This window comes from Pseudomonas sp. R5(2019) (genome assembly GCF_009905435.1).
In the GTDB taxonomy this organism is placed as follows: domain Bacteria; phylum Pseudomonadota; class Gammaproteobacteria; order Pseudomonadales; family Pseudomonadaceae; genus Aquipseudomonas.
Genome location: NZ_JAAAMT010000055.1, coordinates 1 through 26,360 on the forward strand (window position 1 = coordinate 1; position 26,360 = coordinate 26,360).

Sequence of the window (26,360 nt, forward strand, 5' to 3'; positions counted from 1 at the left end):
CAGTTAAGGCGAGATCTATGTGGGAGCGGATTTATCCGCGAATGAAGGCACCGCGCAATGCCAGAAAAACCGCGGTGAATGGATTCGCGGATAAATCCGCTCCCACAGAGTCTGTGCCTTAACTGACCGGCATTGGGGCTAGCCCGCGATGAACGATGACGCGCAACCCCTGAAAAACCGCAGTGTCCTCATTCGCGGCGGTCTGGCGATCCGGCAAGCCAGGCTACAACGCGTTTTCAATCATCTCGAGGTAGTCGGGGCTCTCGGAAATCGAGTTGTGGTTGACTCCGGGTATCACCTTCAGCGAGGCCACGCCGTTGACGAAGTGGGTGTACAGCCGTTCGGTACTTGAACGCGGCACGACCTCGTCGTGTTCCGCCGCAATGAGCAGGGTCGGGACTGTGATCAGAGGTGCGTATTTCCAGGACTCGAAGGTGTCCTTGAGCAACCACTTGACCGGGACAAAGGGATAGTGGCGCTCGGCGAGTTCAACCAGACTGTTGTAGGGCGTGATCAGGACCAGGCCGGCTGCCGGGCGCTGGCTGGCAAGCCGGACCGCGACGCCCGTGCCCAGGCTGCGCCCGATCACGGTAATGTGCGGGTGTGTGGCGTGGACCTTGTCGAACAGGGCCAGCGCATCACGCTGCAGGGCTTGTTCGGAGGGCGAGCCGGTGCTGCCACCGAAACCTCGGTAGTGCATCAGGTAGATGGCTTGATCGGTAAAGGCCTGTGAAAAAGTGACCAGGTTGAGGGACACGTCCTCGGCATTGCCGCCGAAGTAAATCAGCGCATTGGGGCCGTCATGCGGGCGGGTGGACACCTGCAGCGTTGCGTCGGCGACCGGCAATTGCAGTCGTGTTGCCGGGCTATCCCGGGTGCCGGGTTGCGGGAAATAGATCAAGGCGCGTTGAAATACGAACAGCGCAAGGCAGAGCAGCAGGTACAGCGCTGCAAGGGTGGCGAGAATGTGCATCAGGATTCGAGTCATTCGGCGCAGTATAGTTGATACCTTGAAGCCCTTTGCGTAGGAACCCCCCATGATCCAGTGCAGACGTGCCTACGACCCCGCAGCCCCGGAAGACGGTCGTCGAATCCTGGTCGACCGTCTGTGGCCGCGCAACTGTCGTAAAGACCAGTTGCCATTGGATGCCTGGCTGCCGGAGGTCGCGCCGTCGACCCCCTTGCGCAAGGCATTCAAGGCGGGCGAGCTGGATTTCGCCCAGTTCACGGCAGCCTATCGCCAGGAACTGGCGGCCCGCCCCGAGCATTGGTGGAAGCTGTTGGCCATGGCGCAGGAGGGGGCGCTGACGCTGGTCTTCTCGGCCAGGGATGTCCACGCCAACAATGCCGTGGTCCTCGCTCAATGGCTGGAGGAAGAACTGGAGCGGCACGCGGGCTCCAGCTCGCCGGTGTGTTATCAGGATGAATTTCCGGACTATTGAGTGAGGCGTTCAGAGTCAAGGTCGGATGACACAGCGCGCTTTTTGCCTGGCGATACCCGCGAGCGCCTTCACCGATCACAACCGAGCAGGGATCATCCGTGCTGCGATGATCGCTCCTTCAAGATCTTCACGCGCCTACGGTTTTGAACATTTTTTCGCGCCGGCCACACACAGAATGACCGCTATCGTCACCCCCAGCATGCCGACGCTGACCTGCTCATGAAGCAGCGTGGCCGCCAGTGCCAGGCCAAAAAACGGTTGCAGCAGCTGCAGTTGGCCAACCGCGGCAATGCCCCCCTGGGCCAGCCCGCGGTACCAGAATACGAACCCGACCAACATGCTGAAAATCGAGACATATCCCAGGCTGACCCAGGCCGGGACGCTAATACCCGAGAACGAAACCGGTGCCGTGAACCAGGTCAGCACGGCCATGGCCGGCAACGACAGCACCAGTGCCCAACTGATCACCTGCCAGCCGCCAAGCGTGCGGGAAAGCCTGGCGCCTTCGGCATAGCCCAGACCGCAGGTGAGGATGGCCAGCAACATCAGAATGTCGCCCGTGGGTGATGCCGTCAGCCCCTGGGTGATCGCGAACCCTACCACCAGCGCGCTCCCCAGCAGCGAAAAAATCCAGAACACCGGGCGCGGACGCTCACCACCGCGCAACACACCGAACGCAGCGGTGGCCAGTGGCAGCAGGCCGATAAAGACAATGGAGTGAGCGGAGGTCACGTATTGCAGGGCCAGTGCGGTCAGCAGCGGAAACCCTACAACAACGCCAAGCGCCACAATGATCAACGACAGCATTTGCTCCTTCGCTGGCCGCTTTTCCTTGAAGAACGCCAATAGGCAAAGCGCGAGAAGGGCAGCAATGGCGGCGCGGGCCACGGTCAGGAACACCGGGTCGAATTCCAGCACGGCGACGCGGGTCGCCGGCAGTGATCCGCTGAAAATCACCACCCCGATCAGGCCGTTCAGCCACCCACTTGCGGTGTTGCTGGTGATTCGCTGTTGAATGTTCGATGCTTTTTCCATTCAGGCTCACACTCGTTGGGTTCTGCGCGGCAGGGCGCTATTGAGGGTTGCATTCAGGGCATCCTAGGGCTGACTATCAATACAATCAAAAAATTGTCATGGATACATTCACTGATGGCTCGCTCACGGTACAAGTCTCTGGTGGATGTGTTCGCCGCCGATATCCGCTCCGGTCGATGGCTGCCGGGCACGCGTTTGCCGACCCACCGCCAACTCGCGGCGACTGAAGGCCTGGCGCTGGTGACGGCCACGCGGGTTTACGCCGAGCTTGAAGCCATGGGCCTGGTGAGTTGTGAAACGGGGCGCGGCACCTTTGTCAGGGAGACGTCGCTGCCGCCTGGCCTGGGCATGGACCAGAAGCAGGTCGCCGTCGGCATGATGGACCTCAACTTCAACTACCCCTCGCTGCCAGGGCAGGCCGAGTTGTTGCGCAGTGCACTGCGCCAACTGGCATCGGCGGGCGACCTGGAGGCGCTGCTGCGCTACCAGCCTCACGCCGGGCGGCTGCATGAGCGCGCGGCGGTGGCGCGCCATTTGCGCGTGCGCGGGCTGACGGTTGCCGCCGAGCAGGTGCTGATCGTCAATGGTGCCCAGCATGGCTTGGCCGTGACCCTGATGGCCCTGCTGCAGCCCGGTGATGTGATTGCCGCGGACGCCCTGACTTATTCGGGTTTCAAGGTACTGGCCGAAACGCTGCACCTTGAAATCGTGCCGATCCCGGTGCTCGAGCAGGGCCCGGACCTGGAGGCGCTCGAGCGTCTGTGCCGCAGTCGTCGCGTGCGTGCCGTGTACACGATGCCGACGCTGCACAACCCGCTGGGCTGGGTGATGAGTGCCGAGCAACGCGATCATCTGGTGGCCATTGCGCGACAGCATGAGCTGCTGATCGTCGAGGACGCCGCCTACGCCTTCCTGGCGCAAGACCCTCCTGCACCGGTGGCGGCGCTCGCCCCGGAACGCACGGTTTACGTGTCAGGGCTGTCGAAAAGTGTTGCCACCGGCTTGCGCGTCGGTTTTGTCGTCGCTCCCACCCAGCACGTCGCTGCGCTTGAGCGAACCATCCGGGCGACCACCTGGAATACCCCGGGCGTGCTGACCGCCATCGCGACGACGTGGCTCGACGATGGCACCGTCATCCAGCTGGAAGCCGAGAAGCGCGCTGATGCGCAAGCCCGACAAGCCCTGGCCGCCGAGGTGCTGGCGGGGCTTCGCTACAGTGCGCATCCGTCTTCTTATTTCCTGTGGCTCCCGCTGCCCGAAGAAGCTCGGCCAGACCAGATTGTCAAGGCACTGATGCAGGAGCAGGTAGCGGTCTCAACCGCCGAGCCGTTTGCGACCTCGGCCCATGTGCCCCATGCGATCCGCCTGGCGTTGGGATCTGTGGACATGCACGATCTTCGAGTGGCGCTTGAAAAAGTGCACTGGGTGGTGAGTGCCTATGCCTGATAAGACGAAACCGTCTTTACTGATGGGTTGACCCCAATCATCCCGACAGGAAGTGCATCGATGGCTCGTCTAACCGCAAAAGACTTTGCCCCAGAGCTGCTCGAGCTTTACGACTAATACGCCCACGGCAAGATCAACCGACGCGAGTTTCTTGACCGGGCGGCAGCCTTCACCCTCTGCGGCCTCACCGCGAGCGCACTGCTTGCAAGCCTGAGCCCCAACTACGCGCTGGCCGAGCAAGTGGCGGTGAGCGATCCAGACATCATCGCCGAGTACGTGACCTACCCATCACCCAAGGGCCATGGCCAGGTTCGCGGCTACCTCGTTCGCCCGGCGAAAGCCACAGGCAAGGTGCCGAGCGTGGTGGTCGTTCATGAAAACCGTGGTCTGAACCCGTACATCGAGGATGTTGCCCGGCGGCTGGGCAAGGCCGGATTTGTCGCACTGGCCCCCGATGGCCTCAGCTCAGTGGGCGGCTACCCTGGTAACGATGACAAGGGCCGTGAGCTTCAGGAGAAGGTTGACCCGGAAAAACTCATGAATGATTTCTTCGCCGCCATCGAGTGGCTGATCAAGCATGACGCCTCGACCGGGAACGTGGGTATCACCGGGTTCTGCTATGGCGGTGGTGTGGCGAATGCGGCGGCCGTGGCCTATCCGGAACTCAAGGCGGCGGTGCCATTTTATGGTCGCCAGCCCAAGGCTGAAGAGGTTCCCGACATCAAGGCGCCATTGCTGCTCCATTACGGCGAGCTGGACACGCGCATCAATGAGGGTTGGCCTGCGTATGAGCAGGCCTTGAAAGCCGCCGGCAAGACCTATGAGGCTTATATCTACCCCGGTGCCAACCACGGTTTTCACAACGACACCACGCCCAGGTACGACGAAGCCGCCGCCACCCTGGCCTGGGATCGGACGCTGGCCTGGTTCCGGCGCTACCTGGTGTAGCTGGCGCTTACTTGGCTCCGAACATCATCGTCCAATAGATGCCGTATTCACTGCGCGTATCCGCGGTTGAGGCCGCTCCGACCTGAGTGAACATCGGGTTCATCAGGTTGGCGCAATGGCCGGGGCTGGCCAGCCAACTGGCCATCGCCTGGCTTGGCGAGCCTTGCCCGGCGGCGATGTTCTCACCGATTTGCCGACCCCGGTAGCCGGCAGCACGGGCGCGGTCGTAAGGCGATTCACCGTCCGGGCCCTGGTGGGCGAAGTAATCGCCTGTGGCCATCGACCGACTATGCCCCAGCGCAGCGGTCTTCAGGGCGCTGTTCCAGCTCAATGGCCTGGCCGCCGAGAAGCGCTGGCGCCCGCACATTCGCGGTTTTGCGCGGGCGGCGTTGACCTGCGCCAACAAGGTTTTATCCGCTGATCGTCCATCGCTCGATCGGCTATCGATCAGCGGGCGTGCCAAGACCAGCTGCCACTGACGGCCGGAACGGGTGAGGCCAATGTCGGTGTACTGGCTATCGAGCATCGAGTCGCAGTAGTCGCTGCGCAGCATGGCGAAGGCCGCGTTGACGTCGCGGGCGCCCACCAGCTTGATGCTCTGCACCATTGCTGCCTGGTAACCGCGGGCTTTCAAGCCGTCGCGCAAGCTGCCGCCATAGCCGACCGGCAAGGCCAGGTTTGACTTCAGCGCCAGCGGTGCCAGGGCAGGGGAGGTGCGCCCGTCACAGCGCTGCGGGTGCGCGCGATAGCCGTTGATGGCTTGCAGCAATTGACGCTCGTCGGCGGCTTGGGCCGCAGGGGCGAGCATGGGCAGCACGGAAAGCAGGCACAGCGAAATAACGCGAGAGCAGCGAAGGGTATGGCGCATGGTGCGAACGGCTCGGAAGGGATGACGGCGGTTATTTCAAGCCGGAATCAGACTGCGAAACTGCCCATCCGGTTCACCGGTAAAAGACAAATATTTTCTGTTGTAGCCAATCAGTTCCTTGCCGCAAATCGCGTTGGCCGAATGCGGCATTTTGCTGGCCCCCAGGACTTTTGAGGGTAGGCAAAATCGCTTTTTTTTCAATCGATTAGGTGAAGGATTACATGCGAATTGTCTTGTATACGCTGGCGACGCTGGTGCTGGCCAGCGCAGCGCTGACTGCGCAGGCAAGGAATCTGAAAGACAACGAACGGTTTGTGTGCCAATGGGGCTCGGGTATCGCCGGCAATGCCCAGGCTTATAAACTCTCGGGCATCTCACGCTATGGCGCCCGACAGAAAGTGCAGAGTCGACGGTTTGAAAAGCAATGGATGCGGCGTATGGCCCTGGGCATTACCGAACAAACCTACGACAGCGCAACGCGAATGCAGCCTAATCGGGTGAAGCAGATCTACTTCGACGATTGCATTCGGCACGAAATGGCGCGTCGGTAAAACGGGCTCACTGCTGCCTCCGTAGGAGCCGGACCGCCGGCTCCTACAGGTTTCGCGTCTTGACTGGCTGGCATTGGGCAGTCAGCCATGCTCAATATCGGCATGAACGGAGATGGGCGTGGGAGCAAAGCTTGTCGGGGCGCCGAACCGTCGCGATGCAGGCGACGCGGTGTATCAGATACACCGCGGTGATGCCATCGCGGGCAAGCCTTGCTCCCACAAAATCAAAAGCACCGCAGTTTCGGCAATTATGGAGATGGGCGTGGGAGCAAGGCTTGCCCGCGAAGAGGCCAGAACGGCCACTACAAAACATCAATCGGTATCTTCATATACCGCACCCCATTATCCTCAGCCTCCGGCATCTGCCCGCCGCGCATGTTGACCTGCACCGCCGGCAACATCAGCGCCGGCATTGTCAGCCCGGCATCGCGCTGTTCGCGCATGGCCACGAAGGCGTCTTCACTCACGCCCTCATGGGCATGAATATTCCCCGAACGCTGTTCGGCAACGGTCGTCATATAGGCTATCGGCCTGCCATTGGGGCAGTAGTCGTGGCACATGAGCAGGTGCGTGTCGGCCGGCAGTGCAAGGATCCTGCGGATCGAGCGGTACAGCGTGCGTGCGTCGCCACCGGGGAAGTCGCAACGTGCCGTGCCGTAATCGGGCATGAACAGCGTGTCGCCGACAAACGCCAGTGCAGGCCCGTCACCGCGCACCACATAAGTGGCGCAAGCGGGGGTGTGGCCTGGCGTGTGAAGGGCGGTGATCTCAAGATTGCCGAGCGTGAACGCCTGGCCATCGTCGAGAAGCGCATCGAACTGGCTGCCATCTCGCCTGAAGCGTTCATCGCAATTGAACAGCGCGCCAAATTCCTGCTGAAGCCCGACGATCTGGCTACTGATCGCGATCCTGCCCCCCAGCTTGCTTTTAAGGTAGGCCGCCGCGCAGAGGTGGTCTGCGTGCATGTGCGTTTCCAGAATCCACTGCACCGCTGCGTTCAGTTCACGAACACGTGCGATGAGGCGATCAGCGCCTTCGGTGTGGGTGCGGCCAGACGCGGGGGTGTAGTTCAGCACGCTGTCGATCACCGCGCACTGGCGCGTGGCGCGGTCCATCAGCAGGTAGCTGAAGGAGGAGGTGGATTCATCCAGAAAGGCTTCAAGCAGCACCTGTTCGTCATTCACCATGCTGATCGCTCCGAGGTGGGTCTTTCAAACTATGGTACAGAATGAACGAACAGGTGAAGCCGCACGGCCCGATAGGTCTCACCTTGGTTATAAATTTATACGATAACGATATAAGTGGTTATAAGAAATCTCGCTATGCTGCGCGCCTGCTTTTTCCATGTCGTTGCAAGCGAATTTTAGGGCGTCACAATGGATTTCGGTAACCTTGGTTTTGTCGTTGCAGGCTTGATAGTCGGATTTATTGTCGGGATGACCGGCGTCGGTGGCGGTTCGCTGATGACGCCGATCCTGCTGTGGTTTGGCATCAACCCGGCCACCGCGGTCGGGACGGATTTGCTCTACGCGGCCATCACTAAATCGGGCGGTGTTCTGGTTCACAAGAAGAACAAGAACATCGACTGGAAGATCACCGGATGGCTGACCCTGGGCAGCGTCCCGGCGGTGTTGCTGACCTTGTGGTTTCTCAGCTCCCTGGGTGAGGCGCCCGACGCCCTGAACTTGGTGATCAAACAGGCACTGGGTGTGGTGCTGCTGCTGACCGCGCTGGCGATTTTCTTCAAGAAACAACTGCTGGCGTTTGCCCAGAAGCATGCGGGCGACCACTACCACCTCAGCGACTCGAAGCTGAGCGCGCTGACGGTGCTGACCGGCCTGATCCTCGGCACCATGGTGGCGTTGACTTCCATCGGTGCGGGCGCCCTGGGCACGGTGGCGTTGTTTATCCTGTACCCGTTCCTGGCCACCAAGCGGCTGATCGGCACCGAGATCGCTCACGCCGTGCCCCTGACCCTGGTCGCAGGGCTGGGCCATGCGAGCATGGGCAATATGGATTGGCATTTGCTCGGGTGGCTGCTGCTGGGTTCGCTGCCGGGGATTTATGTGGGCAGTCACCTGACGGGCAGGGTGTCGGATGGTGTGCTGCGGCCTTGCCTGGCGGCGATGCTGGGGATGATTGGGTACAAGCTGGCGTTCTGAGGGCCAGCTACAGCGCCGATCAATCCTGCCCAAACATCACAGCAACGACCCACGCCGCTCATGCGCCAACAACCAGCGCTTGCGCTCGATCCCGCCGCCATATCCGGTCAATGCGCCCGAACTGCCGATCACCCGATGACACGGGACCACCAGGCTGATCGGGTTCAACGAGTTGGCCAAACCTACCGCACGGGCGGCGCCTGGGCTGCCGATCTGTTCGGCGATCTGGCCATAGCTGCGGGTTTCTCCCGCCGGTATGGTGCGCAGGGCCTCCCACACCTTGCGCTGAAACACCGAACCACCACCGTCGATGGCCACCTCGTTCAATGCCTCCAGATCCCCTTCGAAATACGCCTGCAACGGCCGGGTAACCTGCGCCAGGTCGCGGCTTTCAACCCAGCAGACGTCCGCCCCGAAACGCACCCTCAACAGTCGCATCAAACGATCGTGCGGATGGTCGAAATCCAGTGCAAGCAAGGCCTGATGATTGGCGACGATCAAGACCGGCCCCATGGGCGCGGGCCAATCGATTTGCGTGAACAGCAGGGGTAGCGGGGTCAAGGCAGGCTCCTTCAGGGTGACGCTACGGCTCGCGGTGGCGCTCATAGTACGCCAGCATCGGCTGGGTACTGAGGCCGTGCACCAGCACGCTCAAGGTGACCACCGAGAGGGTCAGGTTCATGCAGTCGGTCGCGGTGGCGGGCGTCAGACCATGATTCAAGGCAAAAAACAGGTAGTAGAGACTACCAATGCCGCGGATGCCGAACCAGCCGATCAACAGGCGTTGTTTGAGGCTCAGCAGCGTGCCCCAGGGCATGATCAAGACGCTCAAGGGGCGCACCACACAAAACAGCGCGGCGCCCGCCACCAGCGCTCGCCAGTCCCAGTAGCTCGCTACCACTATCCCCAGCAGGGTGACCAGGAACACTTCCATGGCCCGCTCGACCAGGCTGCCGAAGGCGAGCATGTCTCCCATCATGATGCCGGCGGCCACTTGGGTGTCGGGCAGGTTGTCGATATCACCGTGCACCGCTTTCTCAGGCTCGACCTCAAGATGGCCGGCGACCGGTTGCGCCAGGTGTTCGGAAGGGGTGTGCGGGTCACCGCTGAACTTGACTTCCGCCTGGCGCAGGCCCAGCCCTGCGGCAAACACCGAAAGAAACCCGTAAGCCTGCAGCCAGTCGGCGGCCACATAGGCCAGGGCGATCAGCGCCAGGCTCAGATAGTCATTGGGCGACAGGGTGCTGTCAGCGTAACGGATGCGCAAGGCCAGGGTCAGGCGGCCCAGGCCCTTGCCCATCCAGTAGCCGATCAACAAGCCCGCCGGCACGGCCCAGAGCACGCTGTGCAAGACCCAGTCGAGCACCCACCCGTCATCATTGTTGTCGTGCTGCAACGCCAGCAACCCCAGCAGCACGAAAGGAAAGGCAATCCCGTCGTTGAGCCCCGCCTCTCCCGATAACCCGAAGCGCACGCGGTCGTAATCCCCGGCGTCGTTGACCTGCACCAGCCCGGCCAGCACCGGGTCGGTCGGCGCCAGAATCGCGCCGATCAACAGGCTCTGTGCCCAGCTCAGGCCCAGCAGCAGGTGCAGCACCAGGCACAGGCCGAAAATACTGACCACCATCACCGGGCCAGCCAGGCCGAACGACACCCGCCAGAGTCGATTCTTGAGCGGCAGGCGCAGTTTCAGGCCGCTGACGAACAGTGAGAACAACACCGCCACTTCGGTCAGGTGCTCCATCCAGACGGCGTTGGCAGGTACGTCCAGCCCCAGCACGTCCAGCCCGGCCGGGCCGATGCCGATGCCCAGCGCCAGGCAAACCGCCGAGGTGGTGACAGGCAACCAGCGCAGGTACGAGGAGGTCAGCGCCAGGGTCAGCAACACGGCGCCCAGCACCGCGATCCAGAGAGTAAAGCTCATGGTCGGCTCCCGCCTTTTACTCGCCACCCAGCCATCGCGCAAACCGGGCGCGCCCTTGAAGGTTCGAGGGGTGGAGCAGGGCAGAGGTTCCGGGCGTGCCCGCGAGGGTTCAGGTGGGGGCTGAAAATTTATTTTGCGTGTACTGCATCCAAATCCAAGGCGGGTGGGTAGTACAGACAGTAGCCATTGAAGCTGCTGCGCTGTTCAACCTTTGTGGAGAACTGTGCATGAACGCTAAACGATTTCTCAGCCATGCCTTCGCGGTTTCTTGCGTGATGGTCATCATGTCCGCGGCCTTCGCGGCAATGGATGTGCCCACGTCCGCCAGCGCCTTCAGCCCTCCCAGACACTGGGTGCATACCAAATATCCTTGAGCGCATCCTTGAGCAAGTAGACCGTCGCCAGCGGTTGGTTGGCTGCCAGCAACTCGGCGAGATGGACGGCCTGTGAAGCCTTAAGATTCTCCTTGTTGCGCAACAAGAGCCATTGACTTTGCTTGACCACCTTACGAGCAGGCTTGTCATGGCGCAGTACGTTAGCCTGATCTACCCGAATGCAAAAAATTGGTCTGTAAGACCGAAGAAGCGATGCAATAGCCTGGAAAAAACGAAGCAAGGTCAATAGGATGCATGTCGACAGCAGGGGGCAGGAATTGGTTTGGGTGGTACCTTCCAATTTACCTAAACCCTGACTGTCAATCCTCTCTTCCCCACGATGCCATGAAGAACCAAAAAATAGGGCATATTGGACAAAGTACAGCAATAAAACTCCTCCATTTGAATGTATCTCCATTATTCTGATGAGTATATGGGGGGTAGCGATTCTTTATGGTATGACCATTCAATCTAGTTTTGTGGCTCGGGCACAAATGCCTTTGAAGGGCTGTGACCGGGTAGTATCAACCTTCCACTAACTTGCTGATAACTTTTATTTTTAAGGCTGTTCAATAGTGGATTTTTGTCCGTTTTGTTGTCCGCCTTGCTGCTAACACCCATCAGTTTCCCGCTGGAGCCCGTACCTGAAAGCGACAGACCGCCGTATTAAATTTTTAACCATTTGCTTAGACGTTTTCTCACTACTCGGCTTTTCGGAGGGTGCTGGACATCGGTCTTAGCCCTTGCGTAAGCTATTTCGGCGTCATTGCAAGGGCTCAAAACCGCTGCTCTTGCATCGATATATCCATTGTTGAGATTTCATCTGAGAGCACAGGGAAGTGCACGATCACCTTGCTCAAGGAGAGGAACTAATGGTTTCCCGGAAAACTTGTAACCTTGCTGCTGCTGCCCTGAAAAAGTTAGCGATGAATCAGGCATGCAGGGACGCATTCTCTGAAGACTCTTTGTTCTTTAAGTTGTTCGCACCTGATGTTACCTCCTACACAGACAATGCCGACCTGCTGTCCATGTGGTATACCGAGCTAATCCAAGGGGGAAGCTGTTCTTCCATTCCAGCTGCGTTTTTCTCATCGCCCGCGCCAGCGGCAACATCAGGCAGCTTCCCGATATCACGGTGTGGAAACAGATCCCCGGGCTGCACAGCATCAAGATCCAGCATGAAGGTGTGCTCAGCGAGACCAGCTCGCTGGAGAACTCGCCAGGCCATGTGTTCATCCTGGACAGGGATCGCTCAGCCATTTATGACAGCATTCAACTGCTACGCGAGGCTGAGCCGGCCATCTATCAGGGCATGCTGAGATGAAGAACAGTACTTCCGAACTGACGCTGGCTGAGGGGCGGGTGTACACGGCACCGGTGATTCTGTTCCTGTCTGCGACCTTCATCCTTACCCTCGCACGTGCAATGGCGCTGCCCTATCTGGTGGTCTATTGCGCTGAACGATTCGGTCTGGGCGTCGCCGACGTCGGCTTGGCACTGGGGGGGGCGCTCATGGCGAGCTCCCTCTTCAGCCTGTATGGCGGATTTCTGGTCGACCGGTTCTCCAACTACCAGATCCTGCTGGCTGCGGGAGGACTGTTCGCCCTGGCGTTCGGCACCGCCTTTCATACCGATTCGTTGGTCGCGTTCTTCACGGCGATTGTGGTGGTGAACCTTGCCTACGCGGTCATCGACATCGCCGTAAAATCCGGCATCGGCACCTTGGTGGTCGCGCAAAAGCGCGTGGCGGTGTTCTCGGTCAAGTACACGCTCACCAACATCGGTTTTGCCGTGGGGCCCTTTCTGGGTGTGCTGCTGGCCCAGGTGAGCCCTGGCCTGCCGTTCGCGGTGGCGGGGCTGGTGGGGGCGCTGTTCGTTGCGATCTACGGGCTGCTGGGTGAGAAGACCTCCGCGATTGTTGCCAGCCCTTCGCAACACAACGGTTTTCTCGCGGTGCTGGGTTACCTGGTCAGGGACTATCGGCTGGTGTGTTTCACCTTGGGGGGACTACTCAGTGCGATCATCTTTGGCCAGTTCTCGGCATACCTGTCGCAGTACCTGCTGGTGACCAGCAGCCCGGAGCGGACTTACCAGATCATCAACTACCTGGTCACCACCAATGCCTGCGTGGTGATTGGCCTGCAATACCTTGTGGGCTCGCGTATCAACCAGGCCAATCTGTTCCGCATGCTGTGCCTCGGGATGCTGTTCTTCCTGGTTGGCCTGATCGGCTTCAGTCAGGCAGACGGAGTGCCTATGTGGGTCATCGCCATGGTCGTGTTCACGATCGGCGAGATCATCATCATCCCTACCGAATACATGTTCATCGACTTCATCGCCCCTGGGAACCTGCGTGGTGTTTATTACGGCGCGCAGAACCTGTCGAATCTGGGCGCGGCCCTCGGACCGGTGCTCTGCGGGGCCGCGCTTTCGTTGTACCAGCCGCAGGCGATGTTCTATCTGCTGAGCCTGTGCGTAGTGCTGGCACTGGGTTTCTATTACATGGGCTACAAGTCCAAGGTCGGTGTGCATGATTCACTTTAATACGGCCGGCGCGGGCCTGCTGTCAGCGCAGGCCTTGCAGGCGATGCAAGCCTTCCAGCAGACCGAGCACGAGATAGGGGCTTACGAGGCTGAGCTAACCAGCGCCGAGGTGCTGGATCATGCGATCTATCAGAACATCGCCCGTCTTATTGGGGCACAGCCGGCTAACATTGCCCTGTTCGACAGTGCGACGAAAGCCTGGGTGACCGCGTTGGATGCGCTGGACTGGCATTGCGGTGACCGCGTGTTGATAACGCCCTACGAGTCCAACCAGCTGTTTAAGCTGACCCTGGAACCCCGCAAGGGTTCACCGATTGGCAAGCTGACCGGGCCGGTGCAATTTATTGGCAGGGCAGTGAAGGTGATCTGATCTGTTCAGCCGCGCCGGTGTGCAGCTTGGCCCACTGGGTGAGCAGCAGAGGCGGCCTACACTTCAGATCAACCCCCCTCTTCCTTGAGAAGAGGGGAGCGCGCGATCGAATCAGGTCACCACCCGGTAGCACGGCACATACTCAGCACCGCCGGGCAGCTTCATGCGGTGTTGCGCCACGAAGGCCTTGAGCAGTTTGTCCAGCGGTTGCATCACGGCGGCGTCGCCATGAATCTCGTACGGGCCATGCTCTTCGATCAGGCGGATGCCCTTGTCCTTGACGTTGCCCGCCACGATGCCGGAAAACGCCCGGCGCAGGTTGGCCGCCAGTTCGTGCGGGGGCAGGTCGCGGCTCAGTTGCAGGCTGGCCATGTTGGCGTGGGTCGGGTCGAAGGGGCGCTGGAAGCTTTCTTCGATCTTGAGCAGCCAGTTGAAGTGGAAGGCGTCATTGCGCTCGCGGCGGAACTGCTTCACGTCCTTGAGTGCAAGGGTCATATGCCGCGCGACCTCGGCCGGGTCGTCAATGATGACCTGGTAGTGGCGGAAGGCCGCTTCACCGAGGGTGGCGCCGACGAAGGCGTGCAGCTGTTCCAGGTACGGCTTCGCGCTTTTCGGCCCGGTCAGCACCACTGGGAACGGTAGCTCCTGGTTGTCCGGGTGCATCAGGATGCCGAGCAGGTAGAGGAACTCTTCGGCGGTACCGGCGCCGCCCGGGAAAATGATGATGCCGTGGCCAACCCGCACAAAGGCTTCCAGGCGCTTTTCGATGTCCGGCAGGATCACCAGTTCGTTGACGATCGGGTTCGGCGCTTCCGCCGCGATGATGCCAGGCTCGGTCAGGCCCAGGTAGCGCCCGCCGGTGATGCGCTGCTTGGCATGGGAAATGGTCGCGCCCTTCATCGGCCCCTTCATCACGCCGGGCCCGCAGCCGGTGCAGACATCCAGCTTGCGCAGGCCCAGTTCGTGGCCGACTTTCTTGGTGTACTGGTATTCTTCGGAGCTGATCGAGTGACCGCCCCAGCACACGACGATTTTTGGCTCGACGCCGGGGCGCAAGGTGCGGGCGTTGCGCAGCAGATGGAAAACGTAGTCGGTGATGCCCTGAGAGCTGCTCAGGTCGATGCGCTGGCTGTCCAGCTCGCTTTCGGTGTAGACAATGTCGCGCAGGGCGCTGAAGAGCATTTCACGGGTGCTGGCGATCATCTCGCCGTCAACGAAGGCGTCTGCCGGGGCATTGAGCAACTCAAGGCGCACGCCGCGGTCTTGTTGATGGATACGGACTTCGAAGCTCTTGTAGGCCTCAAGGATGGTCTTGGCATTGTCAACGTGGGCGCCGGTGTTGAGGATAGCCAGGGCGCACTGGCGAAAGAGGGTGTAGATGCTTCCTGAGCCGGCAGCGCTGAGTTGCTGCACTTCGCGTTGGGACAGAGTTTCCAGACTGCCTTTTGGACTTACCGATGCATTGATTACATGTCGTGGGGTCATGCGAGGTTCCTTCTAAGCGATGCCAGCGGACTCAGTACAACCCGCTGCATCAGGACGGCGAACGCCAACGACGTTCGCGCTTGATCCTATTCAACCCGACGGCCGGGCAGGAAAGCAAACGCCGCGTCGGCAAACGGTTCGATCAACGATATTATGGTCGACATTTTCAGCCGGGTACCCGGTGTCGAAGGCGCGAATCGATGGGCAATACAACCGTGGGCAGTAAACAATCGCCGAGCAATCACGAGCTGCAGCCTGACCTGCGTGAACTGGTGTCATTCCAGCTGCGTCAGCTGAGCAACTTGTACAGCAAGAACACGGCCAGCGTGTATCAGCGCAAATTCGGCCTGACCATGAACGAGTGGCGGCTGATCGCGTTGATCAACACCGCAGGCGCATTGTCGCTTAACCGTCTGGCCAGCCAGGCGCACTTTGACAAAGGGCTTGCCAGCCGCATCGTCGTGCGTTTGCAAGAGCGTGGATTGGTAGCCCGCCAGCCAGACCCCAGCGATGCCCGAGGCGTCGCCCTGTCGCTGACCGAGGCAGGCAAGGCGCTGGTGGCCCGGGTGTTTCCCGAGACGGCCTGCTTGAACAAGCAATTGCAGTCGTGCCTGACCAAGGCCGAGCGCGATGTATTGGCCCAGGCACTGCAAAAAATGACACACCAGGCGCGTGCCATGCTCGATCAGGAGCGTGAGAGCGCCGCCCTGGAGTGAGTGCAGGCGGCAGTCTCGCGCAGGGCAGCCCGACGTTTTAGAGTTGGGCTGAAAGTTGTGCTTTATTCAATCAGTCGTCTTCACGCCAACGGCGTTGGCTGAATAATTTCAACCCAGTAATCATCCGGGTCCTTGATAAAGGCCAGGCTTTTCATGCGGCCGTCGTTCAAGCGTTTCTGAAAGGTGCAGCCCAAACTTTCGAAGCGCTCGCAGGCGGCACGAATATCCGGAACAGCGATGCAGATATGGCCAAAACCGCGCGGGTCGGTATTGCCATTATGGTAGGCAAAGTCCGCGTCGTTTTCGGTGCCGTGGTTATGGGTCAGTTCAAGAATGCCGGGGATCGACTTCATCCATTGGGTACGCGCGACAGCGTCCGTCGGGATCTGTGATTTATCGACCAGGGCCAGGAAGTACAGGCTGAATTCGGCCTCCGGGAAGTCGCGTTTTTCGACCAGGCTAAAACCCAGCACGCGGGTGTAGAAGTCCAGCGAGCGAGTGATGTCCTTGACGCGCAACATGGTGTGGTTGAAGACAAACTGCTGGGTGGCGGCGTCAGGTTCGGCGGTTACGCCGGGGAACGTGTTGAGGGCTTGCAGGCTCATGGTGACTCCAGAAAAAGAAAAGAGACGAAGCACCAGAGGCCTCCAGGAGGAGGGCCAGGGGTGCGGTAACGTTCTTGTTTGGAGACAGATGATACGGAACTGAAGCGTTTACGCAAACCACCAGCACCCGGTCAGGTGCTGGTGGCTGGAATAAGAAGCCCGCCGAAGCGGGCATTTGGGGCGCTAGTCCTTTAGCGAATTTCATCCTGGAAGAATGGCTGTGAAAAATCTGTGAAAACCCTCGCGACGTTCGTCAGCTGCGGACCCAGCTCTCGACGGTGGCGGCACCGTACTGCTGTTTCCAGGCTTTGAGGCCACGGTGATTGCCACCCTTGGTCTCGATCAGCTCCCCGGTGTGGGGGTTTTCGTAGACCTTGACCACACGAGCTCGACGGGTTTTGGGCGCCGCGGCAGCCTTTGATGCGGTTTTAGGGGTGGGGGACAAGATGGCGGTGATATCCGCCAGGCTCTTGTCGTAGGTTTTCATCAAGCCGACAAGTTTTTGCTCGAACTCGATCTCCCGTTTGAGGCCGGCGTCGTTTTTTAACGTTTCGAGCTGGGCGAGCTGTTCTTTCAAGGCTTTTTCAGCGGCGCGAAATTCGGCAAGTTTGGACACTGTCTGTACTCCTGTCGTGTGAAGCCGCTAATCCAGGCCAGATAACCCGTACACACCGGAACAAGGCCAGGACAGCGAAAGACGGTTTTCAAGGGGACCGTTGTTATCAGTGTAGTAGTGGCGGTCGGGTCGGTAAACAATCAACTAGTGCTTAAGAGATAAGTGGATGTTTCAGGCGGCCATTAAACCGTTAAAACAACAGCGCACGGCGGTGCATCACAAGTATTGAGTGGATCAATATTCAAATGGAACTTTTCTGATGGCCGCAACTGCATCACTTAAGTATTAACGCCTGACACTACCCGGTTTTTCGCTTCAATCCATTGCGCCATGTACTGGGTGCTCTTGTGGTGGTGATGACGCAGCATGGCCCCGGTGAAATTGGCCAGTCGGTGTTCAGTCAAGTTTTCAAGGTAATCAGCGATGCGTTCGATCAACGCCGCTGCATGGTGCTGGTCATCATAGCGCGCGCGGAGCAGCGCAGTGCCATGAACCTGGGCCTGTTCCCAGCCGGCCTGGTCCCGATACAGCGCAACGGCCGCGTCGGCAATCGCCTGGGCGCTCTGTGCGATCGCGCCGGGCCAGGGCAGCTCGCCCTGCATCGCTTCGGCGCCGATCGGCGTTGTCACGCTGGGTGTACCACAGAGCATGGCATCGGCCAGCTTGCCCTTGATGCCTGCGCCAAATCGCAGCGGCGCCAGGCAAATGCGCGCGTCGGCCATGACCTGTAAGGCGTCTTCGGCCCAGTTCATGATGTGAAACCCCTGTGCGGCGTTGTGCAGCGCCGTGGCCTTGGGCGGGGTGTAGGCGCCGTAGACCAGCAAGCGTGCACTGGGCAGTTGCTCGCGGATGAGCGGCCAGATGGCCTGTTTGAGCCAGAGCACCGCATCCCAGTTGGGCGCATGGCGGAAGTTGCCGATGCTGAGGAAGTCGGCGCGCTCCTCGAAGGGTTTGTATCGGCGCGCAGTGCTGTCGAGCATCAACGGGCACCAGTGCAACAGCGCAGCCGGAACGCGAAATTGTTCGGTCAACAGATCGATCTCGCGATCTGAAATCATCAGGTTCAAATCGCTGCGGTAGATCGCCGCCAGTTCCCGTTGTGTCAGGTCAGCATCGGCCATGTGCCGATAGAGCGCCTTGTCATCCGGGGTAAACAGGTCGCTGAAATCATCCCGCTCCGGCTGCTGCCTGAGGCTGTCCTTGAGCAGGCGATGGCGGGCATCGCGCAGGCTTTGCAGGTCAGAGGTTTCCAGCACGCGCAGGGCGCCGGGGCAGTGCTTCTCGACACGCCAGCCGAACTGTTCTTGCATCATGAAACGGTCGAACAGCACCACGTCCGGGGCAAGCGCACTGACGAAGTGGTCGAAACTGCTGTTGTTCAGCTCGATGCTGCATTCGCCGATGCCCAGTGCAGCCAGGTCGGCCTTGTGCTCGCCCTCGGTGGCGGGGCTGGCGAAGGTCACGGTCCAGCCGGCGCCGACGAACGCCTCGAGCAATTGCATCATGTGCCCACCCGCGGCAGAAGAGCGTGGCTCCGGCCAGACATAACCGATAACCAGCACCTTGAGGGGGGAGGACTGCATGTTCGAACATCCGCGGGCGAAAAAAGGGCGGCTATTTAACCATAGGTCGCCGCCCTCGGCGTTCTCTATTGCTGGCGCGGCACCCGACCGGTGACAAAGTGTACGATATCGTTATAGCCGGGGGTGGAGGCATGCCCGGGGGTCACCAGCGAGTCGATAAACGCCTCATCTTCGGCGCTGATCCGAACTTCCAGGGCCTTGCTGTAGGTGTCCCACTGCGCTTCGGTACGCGGGCCGACGATGGCCGAGCTGATGGACGCGTTGTTCAAGACCCAGGCAATCGCGAACTCGACGATGCCGACACCCTTGGCTGCGCCATAGGCCTGGATCTGTTGCGCGATGGCAAATGACTCGGCGCGCCATTCGGTTTCCAGAATCCGCTTGTCCTGGCGCCCGGCCCGGCTGTTGCTGTCAGGGGCTGCGGTGGCGCTGTATTTACCGCTGAGCACGCCGCGGGCCAACGGGCTGAAGGGCACAATGCCAAGGCCATACTGCGCAGCAGCGGTGAATTGCTCAGGCTCGGCCTGACGGTTGACGATGTTGTAAAGCGGCTGGCTCACGACCGGCCGCGCCACACCCAGGCGGTCAGCCAGATTGACAATCTCAGCGATGCGCCAGCCACGGAAGTTGGACACGCCCCAGTGGCGGATCTTGCCCTGGCGCAGCAAATCGCCCATGGCCCCCACGGTGACCTCCAGCGGGGTGCCATGGTCTTCGCGGTGCAGGTAATAGATATCCAGGTAATCGGTGCCCAGCCGTGTCAGGCTGGCTTCGATGGCATTGAAAATATGTTTGCGGCCCAGCCCGCTGCGGTTGGGCAGGCCATCGACCGGGCCAAAGCCGACCTTGGAGGCCAGCACCCAGTCGTGACGGTGACGGGCCACTGCCTCACCGACAGTCTCCTCGGAGCGGCCGGCGTTGTAGACGTCGGCCGTGTCGATGAAGTTGACCCCTTGCTCCCAGGCCTTGTCGATGATGCGCAGCGAATCTTGTGTGTTGGTCTGTTCCCCGAACATCATGCTGCCCAGGGTCAAGGCGGAAACGTGAAGGCCACTGCGGCCAAGAGGGCGGTAGATCATGCTCGGAATCCTTCGATAAGGCGCGGTCGATGCGCGGGGTAGTGGCTAGCAACTCATGTAGGAGCGGACCTGGCCGCGATGGGCCGCGCAGCGGCCCCGGCGATTCTGAAATTGCCGGCACTCGCAAGCTTGTCGGGGATGTCACTGGCTTCAGGGGCCGCTTTGCGGCCCATCGCGGCCAGGTCCGCTCCTACAAGGGTTGCGTCGCGAGGCTCCTTTTTTACACAGTTCTGTCGGCGGATGCATCCTTGGCGTCAGTGATGGGCGGTCCAACCCAGGCGGATCATGAACAAGGTCACAGAGTCGGCGTTGCCGAGCATGACCTTGATTCGCTTGAGTTCATCGTTCATGAAGATCACCCTGGCTTCGTTCAGGTTCTTGGCGCCGGTGGTCTTGAGGATGAACGCCTTGCCGCGTTTATCGGAGGCTTCCAGATCACGGGTCTGCCCGGTTGCCTGATCATGAAGGGTAAACAACTGATGATTGGGTGTGCGTGTTGAAAACAGCTGGTTGTGTTGGCGCAGCAGCCAGTTGCGCTCAAGCCCCGGCAAAATCCAGTCGGTAAAGGGCACGGTAGCTTCGATGTACTGGATATCGCGGGTGTTCAGCGCCAGGTGGCTGAATTCGTGAATCAACACGGCCGCACGGCTGCTGGTATCGGCCTGCTCCAGACGAAGGCCGGGCTCGAGTGGCAATCGCTGTGTGAAGTTGAAGTCAAAAAAGCTGTCCATCAGAAAGATCTGCTGCAATCCATCCATGGGCACCATAAATGCGTTGCCCTCGATGCCCGCGGGTTTGGTGGCCATCACGTAGCGGGATGAGTGACGCGGTGAATAGGTGGGTGACACCAGCATGGAAAGCAGCGTGTTGCAGGTTTTCTGTAAAAGCTCGAGCACCGCGGGCGTCACCTGCTGGATGTCAAAGAAATCGCAAATGATTTGCGCTGTGCGCGGGTGCAGTTGTGGGGCATCGAGGTTATTGAAGGCGGTTGCCAGATAGTCCACCGCCTGTCGATGCGCCTTGCGGATCAGGCGGGCACGGTAGGGCACCTGGCGTCGGATCTTCGCTATGCCAACGGCCAGAATGGTGATCGCTTCACGTTCGACCGCCCTGCGCGTGTAGGCACCGCTGAGGTGAGTCAGCACACCACCCTGGCGGATGGGCAGCTGCTTCCAGAGCCGGGCTTCGCTGCCCGCAACGTTTTCGCTGTGCAGCCCTTTACTCAGGCAAAACCACTGGATCAGCGCGCCGACCACTTGTGCCAAGGCTTCACTCCAACGGCCCTGCCGGGCGTTTTCATAAGCCTGGGTGACAATCAGCTGCGTCTGCCAGGCCATCAGCAGCATCCCGAGTTTACCCGGTAAAAACAGTGTGAATTGTTCCAGGCCAAGGCTCAGCAGATGCGTGAAGCTGTTCCAGCGTGCCTGGGCCGAAGTCACCGATTGGGCCCGGGCCATCTCCTTGAGCAGTTGTGAATTGGCCTCGAACAGCCACGCCATGGGGTTGGAGGTGATCGTCTCGGTTGAAAGGCGAACTGGGCCCGGGGTTGTCAGCGGCAGGTCAAAATCGGACTCGACGCTGATGGGCAGGTGTGGTTGGGCAAAGCCGCCGTGGTCATAGATACGACGGGTCACGGTGTCGAGCTTTTCCAGCACGCGCTGTTGCAGATGCGTATCGTTGTTGAGCGCATGGAGCAACGCCTCACGGCTATCGAATGCTCTGAATGTTTGCGCTTCATAGGGGCTGTAGAGCACCACCGGGCCCTGCTGTGCAGGGCCGATCAGGTAGAGCCCGTGAACCACGTCGGGAGGCAGGTAGCCGCCCGCAATCAGTGCCAAGGGACCCACACCGATGTCGGTTGCGCTCTGGGGCGAGTGGACGAGCGTTTCTACGTAGTGGCAGGCCGTGGCACTCAGTTCACCTTGCAACCGCGCACGCAGCGCCGATTCACGCAGTTGGGCGGCCAAATGCTTGCTATAGAGCGACACACGGGTAGTGTAATCAGGGTCTTGCGCGGACAGCCCGGTCTCCAGCAGCGCTTGATAATGGCCGCCGATATCCAGCTGTTTGACCAGGCTGCGGATATAGGCGGGAGTAAATCCGCTGGGAGGCGGCTGGCCGGTGCCGGTATCGATTCGCGCGATTTCGCCTTCCCACACCGAGAAATGACCGATGGCGTATTCCGCCAGGGACCGCGTCCGGCTGACCTGGCCCGCCGGCAGACTGGACGGGATTTCGCCTGCCGGGACAGGAGCGATAACGTACTGGCGTGTGGTCAATTGAATAGGCTCGGGCGCCAGGGTGCCGATGCCGAAATCCACGTCAAGGCGAGCTTTCAGCGCACGGTTGGCATAGGTCAGCAGATCAGGAATATCGAACAGGTAGTCGGTGTTCGGCCCATCAAGGCTCAGCGCTTGACCCAGGGTCAGGATGTAGTGCTCCTGGTCGGCGCTCGAGGCGTTGGCCAACCATCCGGGAACCTGGGCATTGAAGGCCTGCTGGTGCCTGAGGTCATTCAGGCGTTCAAGGCATCCGCACAGCGGATCGTGGCCCAACTGGGCGTTTGCCAGGTCCTGCGCCGTTGCTGGAGGCATGCCGGTGTCGACGATCAGGGTGCTGGTTGAGCCGATCTGCGATTTTCGATGTTCGCGCTGTTGATTGACCAGCACCCGGAACGGGTCTGATTCGATCAAGGCCCAGGCTGATTCCTCTGCGCCCGTGCGCCCCTTCAGCGCCTGCAACGAGGCAAAAACTTCAAAGCCCTGATTCGGCGACCAGAGTATCAAGGGCGTGGCAGTTGCAAGGTTCGCCAGCGGCTGGCCCGTGACCAGCAAACGATCGGGTAGCGGGTTGTCTTCGCCCCATTGCTGATACACCTGTGGCTCGACGCCGTCTCGTGGCGCCCGTAACCTGGCCAGCGGCTGCTCAAGAACATATTCAAGGGTATTGCGCACATCAACGGCCAACTGGCCTTTGACCAGCTGCAATTCAAGCTGCCAGGCAGCTCGCCACAATTGCATGCGGCAGTGCTGGGGTTCGAGGTAACGGCCGGCGATAAACTGTGCGGCCATTTCGAATCGCTCGCAGGCCGCTTGCCAGCGCTCGCCAAGACTTCTTGCGCTGCGCTCCAGTGCGTGGCTGAGCATCGCCTGGCTCACCGCCTGCAAGGACGCGCGTGGCATGCCCGGCCGTTGCTCAACTACGTGCAGGCCTTGATAGTCCCTCAGGGCGTCAGTGGGCCTGCTGACACTGCTGCCCAGCATCGCGAGCAACGGCAGTTCCGTAGCGGAGCCGCTGGGGGATGAGGTGTAACTGAGTACTAGATTTCGGGCGTATTGGTCATTTTTCAGCAGCGTTGCCAGTTGCGCTTCCAGCCCACTCAAGCTGACGCTTTGCAATGTTGGCCGGCGGCTGTGCAGAGTGGTTGCAACCTGCTTCACGGTTTCCAGTGTCGGCCGCGGCGAAAGTGCGGTGACGAGTACGCTGGCCGGCACGTCCTCGGCGCTGTCGGCTGCAGGCTCGAGCCGCTGGAGGCGAGGGTCCAGCCACGCCCCGAGATCAAGCGCCCGATGGCAGGCGGTCAGATAATCGAAGGGACTGGAATGACCCAATAGTTGGGTCAGGTGCGCCGCTTGCAACTCAAATATCGACCCGAGTGCATGATCGATTCCCGCCTCAGCCGCAGGGCTGAGCGTGATCTCGCACAGGGTCTGATCAAGGGCTGCATCGCGTGCCTGGGGGGCGATAAAGTCGAGCCAGCGAAAGCGCAGCGTGGGGTCCAGCAGATGGGCTTGCAATGCATTGACACTGGCGAAGCGTTGCAGCCCCCCAACGGCGCTGTACAGGTAAATGGGCGTTTGTGAGTGCTCAAGCGGTGCAATGGCAAACAGGCCCAGCAGGCCCACGGGGGAAGCGCCTTCAGCCTTGAACTGCAGACGATGGGCGCAAAGCGTGTTCGGGTATTGGCCGGTCAGCCAGTTCAGCAAGGCCCGCTGCTCAGCGGCACTGAGCAGCTGCTGCCAGGCGCACTGGCGGATCGCTTCGAGAACGCCACAGCGCAGTGCATGCAGCAGCTGGGCGCGAGGGTTTTCGCCGGCCACCCAATGGTTCTCCAGGCCACGCGCAACGTGCTCGGCCAGATTCTTGTGGGTGGCCGCGAAGGCCGCCAGCAGTGTCTCGCTATCGTCCTCGGAGCACGGCTCGCTACTGCGCTGAATCCAGCGATAGCGCTGGCCTTGCGGTTGCGCCAGATAGTCCAGCGCTGCCTCCGTCAAAGACAGGCAGCGCAGCGGCGATGTATCAGTGATCTGAACCTGTACGACAACGGGCGGCGCTGCATTCGGCCAGCGACTGATCACTTCATTGAGCAGGGCGTTACGAAGCAACTGGCGCGGATTGGGGGCTTGCTTGAGCGTGGTGTCCAACTCTTTGAGTTGTAGCGTCAGTTGCTCGTTGATAGTGATGCTCAAGGCTTCGAAACCGGGTTGCTCGACCCGTGTGGCCTCAACGTCAACCACTCGTGCCTGCTCAAGCACGCGCCATTGCTGCGCAGTGGTGTAGCCCAGTAATTGCAGGCGCTTGGACGGGTCGTCCAGGTCACCCAACAAGGCCTGCTTGAGGGCCACTCTATCCGTATACACCGACACCCCGAGGGTAGGGTGGTAGAGCCCGATGCGCTGCTGGGCCGAGTGGCTGAGGAGCCAGCAGGCGCTCAACGTGATCGATTCGCCGTCGGCGGTCACCGCCTCCAGGCTGTCGACCCGCAGCTCGGTGTCAGCCTCCTCGAGTGTTGCCAACCATTGGCAATCATTGGCACTCAAGGCAGCGGAGGATAAGCCGGGTTTCAACCACTGGTGAAACTGTTCACGCAAGGCGTCTGCGTGGAAATAGGGCAATGTTCGAGTCGTCATGGCGCGCGTCCTTGTGCCGGTAGAAGGCTTGCAAAGGCGTCACGCTACAAGGGAACACTGGCCGCGCGGCTGTAATTAATGACAGCAGGAAGTGGCCCGTTATTGGGCTGGAGCTGCAAGATGAAACGGCTGCTCGTTGAAGTAACGCACCAGCGCCTGGGGATCGGCGAACGGCGTGGCCAGCGCCACGTAGGTGTCCGGCCTGAGCAAGTACATCCCATCGCGGGCGATGCCGGCTTCGTTATGCGCGGCCGTCCATTCAAACACGTCCAGCGGCAATCCGTGTTCGGCGCACCAGGCCACCAGCTCGGCACTGGCCTGGCCATACACCTGTACGTGCCAGCAGAGCGCGACGAGGTTGCGGTAGTTGTCGCCCGCGGGGCTGACCACCCAGGGCAGGCGGTCTCCGCCATGCACCTGGCCTGCATGACCCGCACTCAGTGGCATGCCGCGGTAGTTGAGGGTGATCTGGGAAATCGTGCGGAACAGAAACTCACGTGTCGCGGCCAGGCCGAACACCTTGGGAATGACCAGTGGTGCGATTCGAGTGCGCACCAGATTGGCCACCGGCCCGTCGGCGGTGATGAAGGCGAACACACGGTCGGTGGTGGCGACCAGTTGCCGGGCAAATTCGATACGCTCGGCTTCATAGCTGTCCAGCAGCCGGTCCTGGGCCTCATCCTTCAACACCGCTGCGAGTTTCCAGGCCAGATTGATCGCATCGCCAATACCGGTGTTCATGCCCTGGCCACCGGCCGGGCTGTGGACGTGAGCGGCGTCGCCGAGCAGAAACGCCCGGCCCTGACGAAACTGCGCGCTGACCCGGTGGTGCACGCGGTAGGCGGAGAACCAGTTGACCTTGTGAATCTGCACCTGCATATGCTCGATGGCCCGGCTGCTGACATCCTCGAAGGTCAGCGTCTCGATGCGATCAGCCCGTTCGTCGTGCACCGTGCCGATCAGCCGGGCGCGACCCGTTCCAGCCAACGGGAACACGGCCAGAAAGTCGGCTTCATCCAGATCAGCGTGCAGCTCGCCGTTGAGCGCCGGGCCCGAGGCATCCACGTCCGCGACATAAAACACCTGCCGGTAGGTGCCGCCGGAAAATTCGCTGCCCAAGGTCTTGCGCACCGTCGAGCGCGCACCATCGCAGCCGGCCAGATAATCGGCCTGGCAGGTTTCCTCTTGTTGATAGGGGCCCAACAGGTTGGCGCTGATCATATGACCATGGTCGACAAAATCGACCAGCTCGGTTTGCCGCTCGACGGTCACGCCAAAGGTCGCCAGGCGCTCGATCAGCAGCTGCTCGTGTTGGTCCTGCGGGAAGATGTGCAGAAACGGGTAGGGGGTCAGGTCCTTGCCGATGGCATCCAGTGGCAGCCTTGCGGCGTGCTTGCCCTTGACCCACAGATTGGCCGCTGGAACCTGATGGCCCTGCGCGGTAACCGCCTCGCTCAAATCAAGCTGGCGATACAACTCCAGGGTCCGGGCCTGCACCGCCAGCGCCCTTGAAGTCGTGCCGGGGGCTGCGGTCTTGTCGAGAATGCGGACCTTGATGCCCAGCTTGCTGAGCCAAAGTGCCAGGACCAGCCCCGTAGGGCCGGCACCGATGATCAGTACGTCGCAGTGCTTCATGGGGCCGTGCCTTCATGTGCCGGGCTGCGTGCTGGCAGTCGATCCATCCAGCCTAGATCAGATCCTG

Annotated in this window: 20 protein-coding genes and 3 pseudogenes; 9 read left to right on the forward strand and 14 right to left on the reverse strand. The window is 60.6% G+C overall.

Annotated features, from left to right (window positions below; all coding sequences use genetic code 11):
- Positions 1–223: 223 nt before the first annotated feature.
- Positions 224–973, reverse strand: a complete 750-nt coding sequence (locus tag GUY40_RS24410; protein WP_371924959.1) for an alpha/beta hydrolase — start codon at positions 971–973, stop codon at positions 224–226.
- A 64-nt stretch (positions 974–1,037) separates the two neighbouring features.
- Between GUY40_RS24410 and GUY40_RS24415 the strand changes: the two genes are divergently transcribed.
- On the forward strand, positions 1,038–1,442 hold the full coding sequence (locus GUY40_RS24415) for a DUF488 domain-containing protein (protein ID WP_166571478.1): 405 nt from the start codon (positions 1,038–1,040) through the stop codon (positions 1,440–1,442).
- Positions 1,443–1,577: 135 nt separating this feature from the next.
- Here the strand turns inward: GUY40_RS24415 and GUY40_RS24420 are convergent, their stop codons facing one another.
- Positions 1,578–2,477 (reverse strand): DMT family transporter, encoded by a 900-nt coding sequence (locus tag GUY40_RS24420; protein WP_166571479.1) that lies wholly within the window; start codon positions 2,475–2,477, stop codon positions 1,578–1,580.
- A gap of 114 nt (positions 2,478–2,591) precedes the next feature.
- Here GUY40_RS24420 and GUY40_RS24425 point away from each other — a divergent pair, with 114 nt between their 5' ends.
- Together GUY40_RS24425 and yghX are read left to right on the forward strand one after the other, a co-directional pair.
- Positions 2,592–3,923 carry a PLP-dependent aminotransferase family protein gene (locus tag GUY40_RS24425; protein WP_166571480.1) on the forward strand — a complete coding sequence of 444 codons (1,332 nt, stop codon included), beginning with the start codon at positions 2,592–2,594 and terminating at the stop codon, positions 3,921–3,923.
- A 60-nt stretch (positions 3,924–3,983) separates the two neighbouring features.
- Positions 3,984–4,871: pseudogene (gene yghX, locus GUY40_RS24430) on the forward strand (YghX family hydrolase).
- 7 nt (positions 4,872–4,878) lie between these two features.
- On the opposite strand, the gene GUY40_RS24435 reads toward yghX, so the two are convergent.
- A complete protein-coding gene (locus GUY40_RS24435; RefSeq protein WP_166571481.1) occupies positions 4,879–5,739 on the reverse strand; it encodes a CAP domain-containing protein in 861 nt (286 codons plus the stop codon).
- Positions 5,740–5,960: 221 nt separating this feature from the next.
- Here GUY40_RS24435 and GUY40_RS24440 point away from each other — a divergent pair, with 221 nt between their 5' ends.
- A complete protein-coding gene (locus tag GUY40_RS24440) occupies positions 5,961–6,290 on the forward strand; it encodes a hypothetical protein (protein WP_166571482.1) in 330 nt (109 codons plus the stop codon).
- A gap of 302 nt (positions 6,291–6,592) precedes the next feature.
- Here GUY40_RS24440 and GUY40_RS24445 read toward each other — a convergent pair whose 3' ends face one another.
- Positions 6,593–7,477, reverse strand: a complete 885-nt coding sequence (locus GUY40_RS24445; protein ID WP_166571483.1) for an MBL fold metallo-hydrolase — start codon at positions 7,475–7,477, stop codon at positions 6,593–6,595.
- Between the two features lie 189 nt (positions 7,478–7,666).
- On the opposite strand from GUY40_RS24445, the gene GUY40_RS24450 reads away from it, so the two are divergent.
- The gene (locus tag GUY40_RS24450; protein WP_166571484.1) at positions 7,667–8,452 is read left to right on the forward strand and encodes a sulfite exporter TauE/SafE family protein; all 786 of its coding nucleotides are present in this window, start codon (positions 7,667–7,669) and stop codon (positions 8,450–8,452) included.
- A 36-nt stretch (positions 8,453–8,488) separates the two neighbouring features.
- Here the strand turns inward: GUY40_RS24450 and GUY40_RS24455 are convergent, their stop codons facing one another.
- The 3 genes and pseudogenes from GUY40_RS24455 to GUY40_RS24465 form a co-directional block, all read right to left on the reverse strand.
- The gene (locus tag GUY40_RS24455) at positions 8,489–9,013 is read right to left on the reverse strand and encodes a methylated-DNA--[protein]-cysteine S-methyltransferase (protein ID WP_256675851.1); all 525 of its coding nucleotides are present in this window, start codon (positions 9,011–9,013) and stop codon (positions 8,489–8,491) included.
- Positions 9,014–9,035: 22 nt separating this feature from the next.
- Positions 9,036–10,376 carry a sodium:proton antiporter gene (locus GUY40_RS24460; protein WP_166571485.1) on the reverse strand — a complete coding sequence of 447 codons (1,341 nt, stop codon included), beginning with the start codon at positions 10,374–10,376 and terminating at the stop codon, positions 9,036–9,038.
- Between the two features lie 339 nt (positions 10,377–10,715).
- Positions 10,716–10,931 (reverse strand): annotated as a pseudogene (locus tag GUY40_RS24465) (transposase); the annotation flags it as partial.
- Between the two features lie 954 nt (positions 10,932–11,885).
- Between GUY40_RS24465 and GUY40_RS24470 the strand changes: the two are divergent.
- The 3 genes and pseudogenes from GUY40_RS24470 to GUY40_RS28065 all read left to right on the forward strand — a co-directional run.
- Positions 11,886–12,074 carry a hypothetical protein gene (locus GUY40_RS24470; RefSeq protein WP_166571486.1) on the forward strand — a complete coding sequence of 63 codons (189 nt, stop codon included), beginning with the start codon at positions 11,886–11,888 and terminating at the stop codon, positions 12,072–12,074.
- Positions 12,071–13,294: an MFS transporter gene (locus GUY40_RS24475; protein WP_166571487.1), complete on the forward strand. Its 1,224-nt coding sequence runs from the start codon at positions 12,071–12,073 to the stop codon at positions 13,292–13,294. The genes GUY40_RS24470 and GUY40_RS24475 overlap by 4 nt, the downstream gene beginning before the upstream one ends.
- 262 nt (positions 13,295–13,556) lie before the next feature.
- Positions 13,557–13,664: pseudogene (locus GUY40_RS28065) on the forward strand (RNA polymerase subunit sigma-70); the annotation flags it as partial.
- 111 nt (positions 13,665–13,775) lie between these two features.
- Here GUY40_RS28065 and ppnN read toward each other — a convergent pair.
- The gene (gene ppnN / locus GUY40_RS24485; protein ID WP_166571488.1) at positions 13,776–15,149 is read right to left on the reverse strand and encodes a nucleotide 5'-monophosphate nucleosidase PpnN; all 1,374 of its coding nucleotides are present in this window, start codon (positions 15,147–15,149) and stop codon (positions 13,776–13,778) included.
- 200 nt (positions 15,150–15,349) lie between these two features.
- On the opposite strand from ppnN, the gene GUY40_RS24490 reads away from it, so the two are divergent.
- A complete protein-coding gene (locus GUY40_RS24490; protein ID WP_166571489.1) occupies positions 15,350–15,865 on the forward strand; it encodes a MarR family winged helix-turn-helix transcriptional regulator in 516 nt (171 codons plus the stop codon).
- A gap of 80 nt (positions 15,866–15,945) precedes the next feature.
- Here the strand turns inward: GUY40_RS24490 and gloA are convergent, their stop codons facing one another.
- The 6 genes from gloA to GUY40_RS24520 all read right to left on the reverse strand — a co-directional run bounded on the left by gloA (position 15,946) and on the right by GUY40_RS24520 (position 26,293).
- Positions 15,946–16,470 carry a lactoylglutathione lyase gene (gene gloA, locus GUY40_RS24495; RefSeq protein WP_166571490.1) on the reverse strand — a complete coding sequence of 175 codons (525 nt, stop codon included), beginning with the start codon at positions 16,468–16,470 and terminating at the stop codon, positions 15,946–15,948.
- A 253-nt stretch (positions 16,471–16,723) separates the two neighbouring features.
- Positions 16,724–17,086, reverse strand: coding sequence for a histone-like nucleoid-structuring protein, MvaT/MvaU family (locus GUY40_RS24500; RefSeq protein WP_166571491.1), 363 nt, complete (start codon positions 17,084–17,086; stop codon positions 16,724–16,726).
- A gap of 278 nt (positions 17,087–17,364) precedes the next feature.
- Positions 17,365–18,669: a glycosyltransferase gene (locus tag GUY40_RS24505; RefSeq protein WP_166571492.1), complete on the reverse strand. Its 1,305-nt coding sequence runs from the start codon at positions 18,667–18,669 to the stop codon at positions 17,365–17,367.
- Positions 18,670–18,734: 65 nt separating this feature from the next.
- Complete coding sequence (locus GUY40_RS24510) at positions 18,735–19,748, reverse strand: aldo/keto reductase (protein ID WP_166571493.1); 1,014 nt, start codon at positions 19,746–19,748, stop codon at positions 18,735–18,737.
- A 254-nt stretch (positions 19,749–20,002) separates the two neighbouring features.
- Positions 20,003–24,658, reverse strand: a complete 4,656-nt coding sequence (locus GUY40_RS24515; RefSeq protein WP_166571494.1) for a dermonecrotic toxin domain-containing protein — start codon at positions 24,656–24,658, stop codon at positions 20,003–20,005.
- Positions 24,659–24,757: 99 nt separating this feature from the next.
- A complete protein-coding gene (locus GUY40_RS24520; protein WP_166571495.1) occupies positions 24,758–26,293 on the reverse strand; it encodes an FAD-dependent oxidoreductase in 1,536 nt (511 codons plus the stop codon).
- Positions 26,294–26,360 lie beyond the last annotated feature (67 nt).

Coding starts and splice junctions, on each gene's coding strand:
- GUY40_RS24410 (WP_371924959.1), bottom strand. CDS start 973: ATGCACATTCTCGCCACCCTTGCAGCGCTGTACCTGCTGCTCTGCCTT.
- GUY40_RS24415 (WP_166571478.1), top strand. CDS start 1,038: ATGATCCAGTGCAGACGTGCCTACGACCCCGCAGCCCCGGAAGACGGT.
- GUY40_RS24420 (WP_166571479.1), bottom strand. CDS start 2,477: ATGGAAAAAGCATCGAACATTCAACAGCGAATCACCAGCAACACCGCA.
- GUY40_RS24425 (WP_166571480.1), top strand. CDS start 2,592: ATGGCTCGCTCACGGTACAAGTCTCTGGTGGATGTGTTCGCCGCCGAT.
- GUY40_RS24435 (WP_166571481.1), bottom strand. CDS start 5,739: ATGCGCCATACCCTTCGCTGCTCTCGCGTTATTTCGCTGTGCCTGCTT.
- GUY40_RS24440 (WP_166571482.1), top strand. CDS start 5,961: ATGCGAATTGTCTTGTATACGCTGGCGACGCTGGTGCTGGCCAGCGCA.
- GUY40_RS24445 (WP_166571483.1), bottom strand. CDS start 7,477: ATGGTGAATGACGAACAGGTGCTGCTTGAAGCCTTTCTGGATGAATCC.
- GUY40_RS24450 (WP_166571484.1), top strand. CDS start 7,667: ATGGATTTCGGTAACCTTGGTTTTGTCGTTGCAGGCTTGATAGTCGGA.
- GUY40_RS24460 (WP_166571485.1), bottom strand. CDS start 10,376: ATGAGCTTTACTCTCTGGATCGCGGTGCTGGGCGCCGTGTTGCTGACC.
- GUY40_RS24475 (WP_166571487.1), top strand. CDS start 12,071: ATGAAGAACAGTACTTCCGAACTGACGCTGGCTGAGGGGCGGGTGTAC.
- ppnN (WP_166571488.1), bottom strand. CDS start 15,149: ATGACCCCACGACATGTAATCAATGCATCGGTAAGTCCAAAAGGCAGT.
- GUY40_RS24490 (WP_166571489.1), top strand. CDS start 15,350: ATGGGCAATACAACCGTGGGCAGTAAACAATCGCCGAGCAATCACGAG.
- gloA (WP_166571490.1), bottom strand. CDS start 16,470: ATGAGCCTGCAAGCCCTCAACACGTTCCCCGGCGTAACCGCCGAACCT.
- GUY40_RS24505 (WP_166571492.1), bottom strand. CDS start 18,669: ATGCAGTCCTCCCCCCTCAAGGTGCTGGTTATCGGTTATGTCTGGCCG.
- GUY40_RS24510 (WP_166571493.1), bottom strand. CDS start 19,748: ATGATCTACCGCCCTCTTGGCCGCAGTGGCCTTCACGTTTCCGCCTTG.
- GUY40_RS24515 (WP_166571494.1), bottom strand. CDS start 24,658: ATGACGACTCGAACATTGCCCTATTTCCACGCAGACGCCTTGCGTGAA.
- GUY40_RS24520 (WP_166571495.1), bottom strand. CDS start 26,293: ATGAAGCACTGCGACGTACTGATCATCGGTGCCGGCCCTACGGGGCTG.